We start from the raw sequence: 14,814 nt of genomic DNA, 5'->3' as shown, positions 1-14,814 counted from the left end.
AAAATTTTCACGGTAATTTACACAGATAAATCCAAATAAAAAAACGGCTCCGAACAGAACCGTTTAATCGCACAAATTACAAAAAGAAAAATACAGAGAAATTCTGCTTTGAATTGCTAATATTGAATGGTCATTCAATAAAAATATAAGAGAGAAACTTATAAGAAAAAAGGAAGTTGGCAGCACATGCACACCAACTTCCTTTGCTAAGCCTGCTTAGCTTTGCGTGGCTTCCATAACATCCTCAAGAGACCGCAAACCGGTCTTAGGGGAACATACCAAAACCGACATATTTCCTGGGGCGTGCTGGTTCTTCCACATTTTCATATGAGCCTGCGGAATCTGCTCCCATGAGAATACTTCACTCATGCAGGGGTCGATACGGCGATCAATCACGAACTTGTTCGCCTCACTCGCCTGCTTCAGGTGCGCAAAGTGAGAACCCTGAATACGCTTCTGACGCATCCATACGTAACGCGCATCAAAAGTGATGTTAAAGCCGGTCGTCCCCGCACAGAACACCACCATGCCGCCACGCTTAACCACTAGCGCGGATACTGGGAAGGTCGCCTCACCTGGGTGCTCAAACACCATATCGACGTCATTGCCCTTGCCGGTAATCTCCCAGATGGCCTTACCAAACTTACGGGCTTCCTTCGTCCAGGCATCAAACTCAGGCGAGTTCACCTTCGGCAACTGGCCCCAGCAATTGAAGTCCTTACGGTTGATCACGGCCTTAGCGCCAAGCGACATCACATACTCGCGCTTGCTCTCATCCGATATCACCCCGATCGCATTTGCTCCTGCAGCTGCAATCAGCTGCACCGCAAACACACCAAGACCGCCGGAAGCGCCCCAAACCAGTACATTCTGGCCCGGCTTCAGCTCATGCGGTGCATGGCCAAACAGCATGCGGAAAGCAGTCGCCAGTGTCAGCGTGTAACAAGCACTTTCTTCCCAGGTCAGATGCTTCGGACGATGCATCAACTGCTGAGACTGAACGCGTGCAAACTGCGCGAATGATCCATCAGGTGTCTCATAACCCCAGATCCGCTGGGAGCTGGAGAACATAGGATCACCACCGTTACATTCCTCATCGTCGCCGTTGTCCTGGTTACAGTGAACAACAACTTCATCGCCGACTTTCCAGCGCGTTACCTTGGAACCCACGGCCCATACGATGCCAGAAGCATCAGATCCCGCAATGTGATACGGCGTTTTGTGAACGTTCAACGGAGAAATCGGCTCACCAAGAGCAGCCCAAACGCCGTTGTAGTTCACACCAGCAGCCATCACCAGAATGAGTACTTCATGGCTGTCCAACTCCCATGTTGGCACCACTTCTTTGACCATTGCTGTATCAGGGGAACCATGGCGATCCTGGCGAATGGCCCACGCCCACATGTTCTTTGGAACATGTCCCAGCGGTGGAATTTCACCAATCTCATAAAGGTCCTTGAACTCAGAGCCTCCCTCTGACCCAGCTTCGACAACCCGTGCAACGGAACTCATGATATTCTCCTCCAAGTTTGCGTTGCGCCCTTCCCTCATGAGAGTGAAAGCATGTCCTTCTGCTAACGCTTCCAATCCACTATTTGCTGCAACGCAAAACAATACAACCTGTCAATATCGGCTATTTGAGAATTATCATTACAAAGAACTCACAAAATATATACAACTATTGCTTAACTTGCGAAGAATACTTCTTCTAATGTTGCATTGCACCAACCACTAAAACCTATGCAAAGGTGTGGGCAGAATAGAGATCTTGTCCCTTATAAAATGCTGACAGGATCAGGGAGGCAATAGACTATGAGTACCGGTTCACCTAAAGGTGCAATTAAAGACCGTCCGTGGATGTTCCGCACATACGCAGGGCACTCAAACGCTGCAGACAGCAACCGGCTCTACCGCACGAACCTGGCGAAAGGGCAGACGGGCCTTTCTGTCGCGTTCGATCTGCCGACACAGACAGGTTACGACCCAGACCACCCGCTTTCACGCGGTGAAGTTGGTAAAGTAGGCGTGCCAGTCTCGCACCTAGGCGACATGCGCACGCTCTTCAACGAGATCCCATTGGAGCGCATGAACACCTCCATGACGATCAATGCGACGGCACCGTGGCTGCTGGCGCTCTATGCCGCTGCCGCAGATGAGCAGGGCGCAGACCGTTCTTTGCTTGCAGGCACCACGCAAAATGATCTGATCAAAGAGTACCTCTCCCGCGGCACTTACGTCTTCCCACCTGCCCCGTCCATGCGTCTCACAACCGATGTGATTTCATGGACATACACAAATATGCCCAAATGGAACCCGATGAACGTGTGTTCCTACCATCTTCAGGAAGCTGGAGCGACGCCAGTACAGGAACTCTCCTTCGCCCTCGCCACAGCAATCGCCATTCTGGATAATGTCCGTGCCTCTGGCGTGGTGTCCGAAAGCGATTTCCCTAAACTCGTGGGTCGCATCTCCTTCTTCGTCAACGCAGGCATGCGCTTCATCACCGAGATGTGTAAAATGCGTGCGTTTACAGAGCTTTGGGACGAAATCTGTCGCGAACGCTACGGCGTTGAAGAAGAGCGTTACCGCCGCTTCCGCTATGGCGTTCAGGTCAACTCACTGGGCCTGACAGAGCAGCAGCCGGAAAACAACGTCTACCGCATCCTCGTGGAGATGCTCGCTGTTGTGCTTTCCAAGAATGCCCGTGCCCGCGCTGTCCAGCTTCCAGCATGGAACGAAGCCCTCGGCCTGCCGCGCCCATTCGACCAGCAATGGTCCCTGCGCATGCAGCAGATCATGGCCTACGAGACCGACCTGCTGGAATATGCAGACATCTTCGATGGCTCCAAAGAAATTGAAGCCAAAGTCGAACTGCTCAAAGAACAAGCCCGGGAAGAACTTGCCCGCATCGCAGAGATGGGCGGAGCTGTTGCAGCTGTCGAATCCAGCTACATGAAACAGAAGCTTGTGGAGTCCAACTCCAAACGTCTGGCAGGCATCGAGTCTGGCGACCAGATCGTTGTTGGCGTCAACAAATGGACTGAAACCGAACCTTCGCCACTTGCTTCAGACGAAGACGGCGGCATCCTCACCGTGCCTGAGCATGTGGAAGAAGAAGCAATCCAGCGCATTCAGGCATGGCGTAAAGAACGTGATGACAACGCGGTTCAGGCCGCGCTTCAGGAGCTGCGCGCTGCTGCTTCATCCGACGACAACATCATGGAAGCCTCCATCAAAGCGGCTAAAGCTGGAGCGACCACAGGTGAATGGGGTGCAGCCCTGCGCGAAGTCTTCGGCGAGTACCGCGCACCAACCGGCGTCGGCAAAGCAGCACCTGATGACAACGAAAACCTCGCAGACGTTCAGCAGAAAGTCTCTGCTCTCTCAGAAAAGCTAGGCCGCCGCCTCAAGTTCCTTGTTGGCAAACCGGGTCTGGACGGCCACTCCAACGGCGCTGAGCAAATCGCGGTCCGCGCCCGTGATTGCGGCATGGAAGTTGTCTATGAGGCATCCGCCTCACACCAGCACAAATCGTCAACGCTGCTCTGGAAGAAGGCGTCCACGTCATTGGCCTGTCCATCCTGTCCGGTTCACATCTGGCACTGGTTCATGATGTGCTCGACAAGATGAAGGAAAACGGCCTGGAAGACATCCCGATCATTTTGGGCGGCATCATTCCTTCCGAAGATGCGGAAGAGCTGAAAAAGGCAGGTGTTGCAGCTGTTTACACACCAAAAGACTTCCACCTGACGGAAATCATGTCAGACATCGTCCGCATCGTGGATGAGCAGGTCAACGAAACCGTCTAATCCCAAACGTAGTTACGCAGGTTGGGCAAGCTGAACAGGCTTTTGCCCAACCAACCGGATGCCAGCCGCATCCTTGAACCGCTCTATCATCGCTTCAATAAAAATCTCTGCCTTCCGCGTCATCGCCTCGCGGGATGGATAAACGAGATAGACCGGCTTTTCCTCGCATTGATAATCTGGAAGCAACCGCTGCAATTGGCCGGTTTCCTCATAATCCTGCATCATAAACAATGGCATACGTGTGAAACCAACGGAGTTCAAAAGCGCCTGCACCATCACCTGCGGATGCCCAGCGACAAACTCAGAATTCACCCTCACCTCATGCCGCTTGCCATGCCTGAAAAGGTCGAGTGAATCGATAAGTTTTTCGTTCCGATACTGAATGTAATTGAGTGCAGAAAGAGCCTCTGGAGTTTGCGGCACACCATGCCTGGCAAGATAATCCGGGCTTGCCGCCAAACAGGTCTCAACAATCGCAATCTTTCGGGAAACACCGGAGGTATCCCCTGTTGCGCCAGTGCGAATGGCCAGATCAATGCCATCCTCGACCACATCAATAAACTGGTCTTCCATCCTGATTGAGACCGTAAGATCCGGATACTGCTTTCGCAGATCAAAAATGAGCGGTGTAATTATATCGCCACCCATGGGTTGCGAAACAGAAACAACCAGTGATCCACTCTCAGCAGCCACCTGTTCCTGAACAGCCTCAAACATCAGAGCACTCTGACGCAGCATCTTCTGGGCATGCTCATAAACGATCTTGCCCGCCACTGTTGGCTTCACACCCTTGTTCGTTCGGAAAACCAGCTCCTGCCCCACCTGCGCTTCCAGCAAGTTCAACTGCTGGCTCATGGCAGGCTGGCTGATGTGGCGTTGACGCGCACCGCCGCTCAGCGATCCACTGTCGATAACGCGAACAAAACTCTCCAGTAAATTCAGAAGATCCATGATCTGCCCCATAAGCACTGCTTATATCCAAGATAAGGCTTGGCCCTCTGCACTTCCAGCATCAACCCAACAATATTGCTCCCATCGCTTGTAGATGAGGAGCCTTTCATGACACTTTCACGCCGATCTTTTTTATCCGCAGCCGCCTCTGTTGCAGGCGCAGGCGCAATTGCCCCTGCAATGTCGAGCATCGCATTGGCAGCAGCACCCAAAATTGGCGCACAAGTTCCTGGCATCTATCGTTTCTCGGTAGGTGACATTGAAGTAACGGCAATTCTTGACGGACACTTGGGATTAGATCCGTCATTGGTCGTGGGGTTTGACCAGAAGGTAGCGGAAGAAACTCTAAAGCAGAACTTTCGTAGCCCCAATACAGGGGACATGTCTATCTCTGTAAACGGATATCTCATTAATACGGGGGAACATCTTGTCGTTGTCGATACCGGCACCGCAGACCTGATGGGCCCAACTCTGGGCCGCTTCCACCAAAACCTGAAGAACGCCGGGTATAACGCCGCTGACGTCGACGCAGTCGTTCTGACACACCTGCACATCGACCATATCGGCGGTCTTGTCTCCAAATCAGGAGAGAAACTCTTCCCCAACGCAGAGTTCATTGTTCACGAGGTTGAGCATACGTTCTGGAATGACGAAAACACACGCGCACGCTTCCCCAAAGACCTACAGAATTTCGTAGATCTCGCACAGAACGCCTCAAAGCCTTACGACAATAACAAAACACTCATCAGCAAGGACGGTGAGTTCATCAAAGGGCTGGATGCCGTTCTTCTCCCCGGCCATACACCGGGCCACATGGGCATCCGCATTCACTCCAACAATGAGGAAGTACTGATCTGGGGCGATACAATCCACTCCTCGGCCCTCCAGTTCGCCAATCCGGACTGGACCATCGCCTTCGACATCGATCAGGACATGGCCCGAAAAACACGCCGGACGATACTGGATCGCGTCTCAGCCGACAGAACTCCAGTAATTGGCATCCACCACGACTTCCCCGGCCTTGGTCACGTCCGCAGAGATGGTGATGCCTTCGCCTATGTGGAAACCAGCTGGCAGCATAAGCTCTAAAAACAAAAGCTCACGAGGCACCTCGTGAGCTTTTTCTCATTGAGCAGGCGATAATGGCGTTGCCGGTACAGATGGCGGCGCGATTGGCTGTGCCGGCGTCAGCGGAATAGACGGTGTAACCGGCGGAGCGATCGGCTGCGCTGGCGTCAGGGGGATAGCTGGCACCGTAATTGGCCGTGAGGGCTGCAACGGATAAGCCGGAATCTCACGCCGCGGATGTGGGTAAGGACGCCAATGCGGATAGCGTGGGTAGATCGGATACCGCCGATAGATAAATGGCAGTCCCACATAAGGCGCAACATATGGAAGTGTTCGTGAGTAATGCGGTCCCTCTACGCCATAACGGATATACCGAGCAGAAACCCACCCCGGAGCACCACGGAAGGTCAGATCACACCATGAGCCATTCTTGGTGCAGTAGTTGATGAACACCACACCACCTGCCGGAATGGTCGTAATCACAGGATATTTGGTTCCCGGCCCTGTCCTCATGTTCACACCAGTTGTCGTGTAACCAGCATGACCACTCTGCGCAAAAGCGGCGTTGGAATAGATGATAACGGCCAGAAGAACGAGGCCAGCCAGCACCCAGGCTATAATCTTCATGATGACCCCTTCCTGTTGCTCTGAACAATCAACGGCCATAAGCCGGACCTCCATAAGAAGGCCCTCCAAATCCCGGCCCAGCGGGGGCACCACCAGCAGGTGGCAAACCAGTTATCGGCGGAGCGGGAGGCAGCGGACCGGATGGCCCCGGTATTGGCGGTGGCAATGAGCCCGGACGCGCAGAACCCGCAGGATAAGCACCGGGAGGTGGGTTGAAGGAAGGATAATCAGCATCCCGATCCGTTGGCAGATACGGCTGCGCCTGCCCCGGCCTCAGGCTATCACCCGGCTCAACAGGCCGATCCAAAGGTTTGATGGGTGGGATGATGTTGCTGCGCTCACTGAACTGAACCTGCCGGAATCCCGGATAATCAACGGAACCTGAGCGTGTCGACAAACTGCTGGCACTCACAGATTGAGCCACCATACCCGCTGCAAGACAACAGCCTACAAACATTGCGTATTTCATTTGACCCTGATCCTAACTGCAGGCTGGCCAAAACTTACAGCCAGCATAATTAGGAGAAGAGTGCCACCAAGGGGCTAACAACGTGGCCTGACAAAACATCGGGTTTTAAAAGCAATTTATGTCTTGCCTTGAAGAATATAACGTGAACAAAATCGCAGTTCATATCAGTTTTTCTGGCCAGAACCGCGCCTAACCCTTAGGTTTAGGCCATGATTCTCCAAAGCAGGTAAGAACGCCCCCATGACGAAGCGCCTCAAAATTGTAACGTGGAACATTAACTCAGTCCGTCTCCGTCTTCCGATCGTCGAGAAAATGTTACTGGACCACGCCCCGGATGTGTTGTGCCTGCAGGAAACAAAATGCCCGGATGGCAGCTTCCCGACAGCCGCGATCAACAAACTGGGTTACCGCCATGTAGAGGTGCACGGCCAAAAGGGTTACCACGGTGTTGCCCTGCTCTCACGCGTACCGCTGGAAAACGTTGAACGCAAAGAGTTCTGCGAAATGGGCGACACCCGCCACATCGCAGCTGATGTTGCATTCAATGGCGGCAAAGTCCGCATCCATAACTTCTACGTCCCAGCAGGCGGTGATGTGCCGGACCCAAATGTCAACGACAAGTTCGCCCACAAGCTCAAGTTCCTTGACGAGATGGAAAGCTGGTTCAAAGGCTTCGACGGCCAGTCCATCGTTGTTGGCGACCTGAACATCGCCCCTTATGAAAACGACGTATGGTCCCACAAGCAGCTCATCAAAGTGGTGTCCCATACCCCGCTGGAATGTCAGCGACTTGAAGACGTGCGTGAAGCTGGCAACTACGTCGACACCATGCGCAAGCACATGCCGATGGATCAGAAGATCTACACCTGGTGGAGCTACCGTGCCAAAGACTGGTCTGCATCTGACAAAGGCCGCCGCCTTGATCACGTCTGGATGACACCGGAAACAGCGCAGCACACCAAAGACGTCCAGATCATGCGTGATGCCCGCGGCTGGGAAAAACCATCCGACCACGCCCCAGTCATGGCTGTGCTGGAAGCTTAATCTTCCAGCATGCAATACGATGTGAGTAAGAAGCGGGAGCACCCTCCCGCTTTTTCTGTATCTACGCCTTACGGAATAAGCAGAACTTTGCCCTTGGCTCTGCGGCTGGAGATCTCCTCCAGTCCAAGAGCGATATCCTCAAACGGATACTCAGCGTGGATATGCGGCTTCAATTTGCCCTCAGCCACCCATTGGAACAACTGCTCACAATCCTTGTGATGCTCCTCAGGTTCACGAACCACCGCATCTCCCCAGAACACACCGAGGATGTCACAACCCTTCAGCAGCGCCAGATTAGCCGGGATCCTCTGAATAGTGCCGGACGCGAACCCGACAACCAGATAGCGTCCGCGCCAGCCAGTGGCCCGCAAAGCATCATCTGCATAGTCACCGCCAATCACATCATAAACGACCTCTAACCCTTTGCCGTCTGTCAGATCCTTCAGCTTCTGCTTCAACCCACCTTGGGAGTAATCAACCAGCTCATCAGCACCACAAGCTTTTGCATGGGCCAGCTTATCTTCAGAAGAAGCACAGGCAATCACGCGCGCGCCCATCAACTTGGCAACCTCAACAGCCGCCTGCCCGGCTCCACCGGATGCACCCAGCACAGCAACACTTTCACCCGGCTGCAAATGCGCTCTGCTTCGCAGCCCATGGATCGCCGTACCATACGTGATCAAAAGACCAGCGGCATGTTTGAGCGAAACGGCTTCAGGCACCAGAACCACTTCATCCTCAGGAGCAACATAAAGCTCTCGTGCTGCGCCCCATTTCGCATAGGACGCCACACGATCCCCAACCTTGAAGCGGGTCACACCTTCCCCCACAGCTTCAACAATACCGGCCATCTCACCTGATGGAGAAAACGGAAGCTCTGGCTTGAACTGGTATTTGCCCTGAATGATCAGCGTATCAAAATAGTTGAGTGCCGCTGCCTTCACGCGAACCAACACCTCTCCCGGCCCAGCACTCGGATCTTCCAGTTCCCGGACAACCAGATCACTCGGCCCACCAAGTTTTTCGCAGATAACAGCTTTCATGAAATACAGCCCTCTCTCTTACCCGCAAAATTACACGCGCTTCCGCCAAAGCTCAAAACCGCCATTGGTGTCACTTTACGTTTAAAACACTCAAGGCCACCCGCAGGCTTGCAGGAACACCGCAGTTGGAGGTATGAAGCGCACAACATCAACAACGAGAACAACTGGGCATGCGCGGTTATTTTGCTATTGGCTCTGAAGGGCTTTCCAAATCCATGAATGTTGGCACGCTGATGCGTACAGGTCATGCATTCGGAGCAAGTTACTTTTTTACAGTCGATGCGCACATCAAAGGGCTTGGATCAGCCATGAAGGCCGACACCTCCAAAAGCCCGGACCACTTGCCATACTTCGCCTGGAACTCGGTTGATGAAATGCAGTTTCCACGCGGCTGTAAACTCGTTGGTGTCGAACTCACCGACGATGCGATTGAGCTGCCAAGCTTCGGTCATCCTCTGCAAGCAGCTTACATCCTTGGCCCTGAGCGCGGCTCCCTCTCCAAAGAGATGCAGGAACGCTGCGACTACATCGTCAAAATCCCAACCAAGTTCTGTTTGAACGTTGGCGTCGCTGCCGCTCTGGTTTTGTATGATCGCTACATGGCGCACGGAAAATACGCCGAACGCTCTATAACCGCAGGGGCACCTAAAGACCCGCTATTGGAACACGTTCATGGCGCTCCTATCTTCCGAACAGGTCGAAAAGTTCCGGGCTTCGACAGCAACTCTTGAGTGATTCGAGATCAGGTTGCCATTTCTGATATGCATCCTCAAATGGCAATCTTTAATTCTCACCATGGCAAATGCCTTGCGTAAATTTTTAAATGATCGCGCTTGGCCCGACACAGCCTCTTAGCATTACAAATTCGTAATTCTAAACGGCCCTTTGCTTCGCATTTTCTCTCAATCTGTGAACACTATGTGGAAAGACGCCCATATTTTTTACTGGGCGAAATGCTGCCAATTAATTTGAAAAGACATCGGAAAATCTGAGCTTTTAAAGGCAATTAGCTCTTATTTACTAGCGCGTTAAATACAGCAAATAATCAACTTGCATATCTACTGTCTTCCATCACTTAAAACGGAAATTCATTAGTGGCTTTACGCTTGATATTATGGCTGTGCGTGCCACACTCCCGCCAGATTTCTGTTGCCAGCATTCATAGAGCGGTTCAAAGGCAAATAATTTTTTGCCTCTGTAAAAACAGGGTATCAACCCTTTTGTAACCATCTTTAAAGTAACCCTAACATTAAGTTTTATGGGTTTTCGCACAGAATCTCAGATTTTGTCGTACGCAACGCGGTTTGGAGAAGATGCAAGCACGTATCCTGATAACTGCCTTAATGGCTCTTGGTATCTCGGGCGCGACTGCAAATGCGCAGTCTCCTGCCCTCTTGAAAGAAAACAAGGATTGGGCAACCTACACCTTCAACACCCAGAGCGGTGGCAAGGTGTGTTATGCTATTTCCGCACCAACACAATCACTGCCGACTGATAGAAACCACGGTGAAGTCTTCTTCTTCGTTTCTACCCGTCCAAGTGAAGGCGTATCCAATGAGCCAAGCTTTATAGTGGGTTATCCATTTAAAGAAGGCTCTCTGGTCACGACCAATGTTGATGGTCAGCAGTTCACCATGTTCACCAAAGGTGACGGCGCATGGGTTCAGAACGCAGCGGAAGAGAAGCGTTTGGTTGACGCCATGAAAGCAGGCAGTTCCATGTCTATTTCTGGCGAGTCCGCTCGCGGCACCAAAACTTCCTACAAGTTTTCCTTGAGCGGCATCACTGCTGCTGTAAGGGATGCTACCAGCGCCTGCCAGTAAGGCGCTGACACTCAGAATTGTTTGAAAGCATAGAGATCTCTTGCCTGCGCCAGCTTGCCGCCACGCAATTTGAGATCTGGGATTTTCAAACTACGCGATTTCGGCTATAAGCGTGCCGAATACGTAGGCGGTTGCTGCTGGCGACCGCCTCTTCGCATTTTTAGCAGCGAGCAATGGGCACTCATTTCCCGCTTTTTCCTGCTAAACCGTATTGCTGAAGAGTGAGGCACATTCTTCGGGCTTGAATACGCAAAGAACATAAGCTTAAAGCCGAGCATCTAAGAACAACTGGTGAATGACCATGGCGGTATCGTTAGACATCGCGCACAAATCCGCTGATCCGGCGGCGACCAGCGCAGCAAATTCCACTCCTGCAACAGATCCTGTGCAGGAAGAAAAGCCATCCCTTATCGGCCTCAGCCGTGAAGAGTTGGGCAATGCCCTTGCTGCAGTAGGTGTCCCAGAACGTCAGATCCGCATGCGCGTGAACCAGCTGTGGCACTGGCTCTACGTTCGCGGCATCTCTGACTTTAGCAAGATGAGCAACGTTTCCAAAGATCTGCGCACCAAGCTGGACTTCGCATTCACCATCGCCCGTCCGGAAATCGTCACCGAACAGATCTCCGTAGACGGCACCCGCAAATGGCTGTTCCGCTTCCCGTCCCGCGGCGCTGGTAAACCGGTTGAGGTAGAAACCGTCTACATCCCGGAAGAAGACCGTGGAACGCTCTGCATTTCCTCTCAGGTTGGCTGTACCCTCACCTGCACCTTCTGCCACACCGGCACGCAGAAAATGGTTCGCAACCTGACCGCTGAAGAGATCCTCGCACAGCTGATGCTCGCAAAGGATCGTCTCAACGACTTCCCGGATGCAGATGCACCGGAAGGTGGCTTGGACGCATCCACATCCAACCGTCGCCGCATCACCAACATCGTGATGATGGGCATGGGCGAGCCGCTTTACAATTTCGAGAACGTCAAGAAAGCACTACTGATCGCCTCTGACGGCGATGGCCTGTCCCTTTCCAAGCGCCGCATCACTCTGTCAACATCTGGCGTAACTCCAGAAATTGCACGCACCGGTGACGAAATCGGCTGTATGCTGGCAATCTCCCTGCACGCAGTGAATGACGAGCTCCGTAACGTACTTGTTCCAATCAACAAGAAGTACAATCTGGAAACATTGCTTCAGGCATGCCGTGACTATCCGGGCTTGTCCAACGCAAAGCGCATCACCTTCGAATACGTGATGCTGAAAGGCGTTAATGACAGTCTGGAAGATGCGAAGAAACTGGTACAGCTGCTCAAAGGCATTCCGGCAAAGATCAACCTTCTGCCGTTCAACCCATGGCCGGGCTCTCCATATGAATGCTCCGATTGGGAGCAGATCGAAGAGTTCGCAGATGTTGTGAACCGCGCAGGTTACGCTTCTCCAATCCGTACCCCACGTGGCCGCGATATCTTCGCTGCCTGTGGTCAGCTAAAGTCCGCTTCCGAGCGTCTCCGCAAATCAGAGCGTGAAGCTCTTGAAAAAGCGCAGACCCAGGGCGACGCCTAACCAAGGCTCAGCAATAATTATTCAAAAGGCCGGTGCTTGAGACAAGCGCTGGCCTTTTTCTTTGCGTTCACTCCATGTGCACGGACTTCAGATATCGTGACCGTCAGGACAGATGCGATAACTGGACATCACCCCCATGACAGACAAAGCACATCCCTCACAAAAGAACGCCACAACCACTGGCATGAAGGCCAAAGGGTTCTACAACAAGAACTCTGCTCCCCAACAAGCCACCATTGCCTACGTGTACCCATGGCTTCACGAAGCCGTCGGCAACCTGCCTATGCCAACAAATAGATCACCACTCCGGTTTGTCGATTACGGATGTTCTGAGGGGGCCAACTCCATACAGATCATGGCTCAGCTCACTGAGGCCACCAGACAACATGGCACCAATCCAGTTCAGACGATCCATAGCGATCTGCCCAGCAACGATTACTCTACCCTGCTCCACACCATAGGAAACCGAACCCAACCGCCGTACACCGATCCATCTGTCTTCGGCAGCATCGTCGGCGGCTCCATGTTCAACCAGTTGCTACCTCCCGGCTCTGTGCATCTGGCAACATCATTCAATGCCACGGTATTTCTCTCAGAACGCCCTCTGGAACGCCTACCCGACTACGTTATGCCCAACGGCCCAAGTCTCTCAGATGAAAGAGGCTCTATCTCAGATCAGGATCGGGAAGTCTGCGAGAAACAAGCCGCCCATGATCTGGAAACATTTCTCAAAGCCCGCGCAAACGAACTCGCCCCCGGTGGCAAACTCATGCTGCAAACTGTCGGCAGAAATGAACATGTCTCAACCGCAGATGGGATCGTAAACCTATTCAACCTGTCTCTGCTCGACCACGTCGCCGACGGCTCAATCTCTCAAGACACCTATGAGCGCTACTATCATCCCGTTTACATACGCAGCCTGGAACAGCTCACAGCACCCGTAAAACCTGAGAGTGGGTCTTTGTCTCATCTGTTCACCATCGACAAAGCAGAATGCTACGAAACACCTGTCCCCTTCGTTGAGCAGTACAAGCAAGACAATGATGCTTCTGCCTATGCTCGGCAAATGGTGAACTTCTATAGGGCCTTCACCGAAGCTCCCCTGAGAGCAGCCCTTTCACACCTCCCAAACACCACCGAGCTCCTCGACAGCATCTACGCCCGCGGCGAACACCGCGTCCGCGAAGCCCCTCACCTCTACGACTTCCACTTCATCAGCGTCGCCATGCTACTGACGAGGAGGGAGAATGGGTAAAGTGATCGGTTGATTGCAAAGCACAGAGCAAACATGTGAGCACTGCTAACTCTCGCCATAGTCATGATGAATGGTTCTGACCACTCTCATATCCTGTTGGCTCCAATCATGTTTATTGCTCACTTGCCCGCTGGCTACCTGCTTGGAAAAGCAGCCACCAAACAGCTGAACCTGAGGTCCCGGCAACTCGTCCTCTGGACCTCAATCGGCGGTATTCTTCCTGATGCTGACATGCTCTACTTCTATCTTGTAGACAGCCAGAGCACCCATCACAGGCACTACCTTTCTCATTGGCCGATAACCTGGCTCGCGCTCCTTGCGTTAGCAACCATTCTGTTGTCGAAGAAATCCCGCTTAGGCGTTGCTTTGTTCGGTATCAGCATCGGCGGCCTACTACACATGATTTTAGATAGTGTCGCAGCACCTATCTTCTGGCTTGCTCCGTTCTCCAAACTCCAAGTCGAACTTATAGAAATCCCGGCTATCTACGAGAATTACATCTGGAGCTTCGTCCTGCACTGGACATTTGCAATTGAAATCCTCATTTGCTCAATAGCTATTGGTGTATTCTTGAAAAGCAGAAGACCACCGCATCAGATACAGACATAAAGGATTGTACAATGATCGACGGAACCAAGCTCTTTTTTCAGCTGCTCCGTATCGCCTTAGGCTTCTCATTGGCAATCATCGCAGCCGGTCTATTTTTGTCCTGGGGCTTCTTCAGAACACTCAGCGTGCATGGAGGACCTGAGGCCGATATCATTCAGCTCATTGCGATCACGTGGAGCACCATTATCTCCGCAAGCGTGATTGGAGCTCTGTCGCTCATCCCAAGCGGTTTCGCCATCGGCTTTGCTGAACTGATGAAGTGGCGAGGCGTCATCTACCACGTTTCCGCAGGCGGCCTCATCGCCTCGTACTCTGGGGCATCGGCGGCGCTCTCCCCGCTGACTTGTTCTACGCTTCAAACGAAGCAGGCAGCATCATCGCTTACTCCGCACCTGGAACCCCAACGCCACCAACCGAAGGCCTCCGCCCCGGCTCATCCGTAGCAGCCTCCGCAGGCTTCATCGCCGGTTTCATCTACTGGCTCATCGCCGGTAAAGCATCCGGCAGCTGGTGGATGAGCAAGCGATCTTCAAACGAAGATATGAGATAAAGAAAAAG

13 protein-coding genes and 1 pseudogene are annotated in these 14,814 nt (G+C 52.7%); 9 read left to right on the top strand and 5 right to left on the bottom strand.

What is annotated here, in order from left to right:
- Nucleotides 1-216: 216 nt before the first annotated feature.
- A complete protein-coding gene (gene ccrA / locus JCM12308_RS20290) occupies nucleotides 217-1,512 on the bottom strand; it encodes a crotonyl-CoA carboxylase/reductase (protein WP_054784898.1) in 1,296 nt (431 codons plus the stop codon).
- A gap of 300 nt (nucleotides 1,513-1,812) precedes the next feature.
- Here ccrA and JCM12308_RS20285 point away from each other — a divergent pair.
- Nucleotides 1,813-3,809, top strand: a pseudogene (locus tag JCM12308_RS20285) (methylmalonyl-CoA mutase family protein).
- Between the two features lie 12 nt (nucleotides 3,810-3,821).
- Here the strand turns inward: JCM12308_RS20285 and JCM12308_RS20280 are convergent.
- Nucleotides 3,822-4,760: a LysR family transcriptional regulator gene (locus JCM12308_RS20280; RefSeq protein ID WP_208608877.1), complete on the bottom strand. Its 939-nt coding sequence runs from the start codon at nucleotides 4,758-4,760 to the stop codon at nucleotides 3,822-3,824.
- A 108-nt stretch (nucleotides 4,761-4,868) separates the two neighbouring features.
- On the opposite strand from JCM12308_RS20280, the gene JCM12308_RS20275 reads away from it, so the two are divergent.
- Nucleotides 4,869-5,849 (top strand): MBL fold metallo-hydrolase, encoded by a 981-nt coding sequence (locus JCM12308_RS20275; RefSeq protein ID WP_054784891.1) that lies wholly within the window; start codon nucleotides 4,869-4,871, stop codon nucleotides 5,847-5,849.
- 36 nt (nucleotides 5,850-5,885) lie between these two features.
- Here JCM12308_RS20275 and JCM12308_RS20270 read toward each other — a convergent pair whose 3' ends face one another.
- Nucleotides 5,886-6,455 carry an SH3 domain-containing protein gene (locus JCM12308_RS20270; RefSeq protein ID WP_208608878.1) on the bottom strand — a complete coding sequence of 190 codons (570 nt, stop codon included), beginning with the start codon at nucleotides 6,453-6,455 and terminating at the stop codon, nucleotides 5,886-5,888.
- A gap of 28 nt (nucleotides 6,456-6,483) precedes the next feature.
- The gene (locus JCM12308_RS20265) at nucleotides 6,484-6,924 is read right to left on the bottom strand and encodes a hypothetical protein (protein WP_054784889.1); all 441 of its coding nucleotides are present in this window, start codon (nucleotides 6,922-6,924) and stop codon (nucleotides 6,484-6,486) included.
- Nucleotides 6,925-7,164: 240 nt separating this feature from the next.
- On the opposite strand from JCM12308_RS20265, the gene xth reads away from it, so the two are divergent.
- Nucleotides 7,165-7,968 (top strand): exodeoxyribonuclease III, encoded by an 804-nt coding sequence (xth, locus tag JCM12308_RS20260; protein ID WP_174519206.1) that lies wholly within the window; start codon nucleotides 7,165-7,167, stop codon nucleotides 7,966-7,968.
- 68 nt (nucleotides 7,969-8,036) lie between these two features.
- On the opposite strand, the gene JCM12308_RS20255 is transcribed toward xth, so the two are convergent.
- A complete protein-coding gene (locus JCM12308_RS20255) occupies nucleotides 8,037-9,011 on the bottom strand; it encodes an NADPH:quinone oxidoreductase family protein (protein ID WP_054784888.1) in 975 nt (324 codons plus the stop codon).
- A gap of 170 nt (nucleotides 9,012-9,181) precedes the next feature.
- Between JCM12308_RS20255 and JCM12308_RS20250 the strand changes: the two genes are divergently transcribed.
- The 6 genes from JCM12308_RS20250 to JCM12308_RS20225 all read left to right on the top strand — a co-directional run bounded on the left by JCM12308_RS20250 (nucleotide 9,182) and on the right by JCM12308_RS20225 (nucleotide 14,699).
- Nucleotides 9,182-9,742: an RNA methyltransferase gene (locus JCM12308_RS20250; RefSeq protein ID WP_014283098.1), complete on the top strand. Its 561-nt coding sequence runs from the start codon at nucleotides 9,182-9,184 to the stop codon at nucleotides 9,740-9,742.
- A gap of 612 nt (nucleotides 9,743-10,354) precedes the next feature.
- Complete coding sequence (locus JCM12308_RS20245) at nucleotides 10,355-10,834, top strand: invasion associated locus B family protein (RefSeq protein WP_008550537.1); 480 nt, start codon at nucleotides 10,355-10,357, stop codon at nucleotides 10,832-10,834.
- A gap of 301 nt (nucleotides 10,835-11,135) precedes the next feature.
- The gene (gene rlmN, locus JCM12308_RS20240) at nucleotides 11,136-12,392 is read left to right on the top strand and encodes a dual-specificity RNA methyltransferase RlmN (protein WP_037037405.1); all 1,257 of its coding nucleotides are present in this window, start codon (nucleotides 11,136-11,138) and stop codon (nucleotides 12,390-12,392) included.
- Between the two features lie 136 nt (nucleotides 12,393-12,528).
- Nucleotides 12,529-13,647 carry a class I SAM-dependent methyltransferase gene (locus JCM12308_RS20235; RefSeq protein WP_054784887.1) on the top strand — a complete coding sequence of 373 codons (1,119 nt, stop codon included), beginning with the start codon at nucleotides 12,529-12,531 and terminating at the stop codon, nucleotides 13,645-13,647.
- Between the two features lie 66 nt (nucleotides 13,648-13,713).
- Entirely contained in the window at nucleotides 13,714-14,256 is a 543-nt protein-coding gene (locus JCM12308_RS20230; RefSeq protein WP_244271966.1) for a metal-dependent hydrolase, read from the top strand.
- An 11-nt stretch (nucleotides 14,257-14,267) separates the two neighbouring features.
- Nucleotides 14,268-14,699, top strand: coding sequence for a hypothetical protein (locus JCM12308_RS20225; RefSeq protein ID WP_208978803.1), 432 nt, complete (start codon nucleotides 14,268-14,270; stop codon nucleotides 14,697-14,699).
- The last annotated feature ends 115 nt before the right edge of the window (nucleotides 14,700-14,814 follow it).

Source organism: Pseudovibrio denitrificans JCM 12308, assembly GCF_001310815.1.
GTDB lineage: Bacteria > Pseudomonadota > Alphaproteobacteria > Rhizobiales > Stappiaceae > Pseudovibrio > Pseudovibrio denitrificans.
The sequence above is the reverse complement of the archived record's forward strand: the minus strand, read 5'-3'. Positions and strand labels throughout refer to the sequence as shown.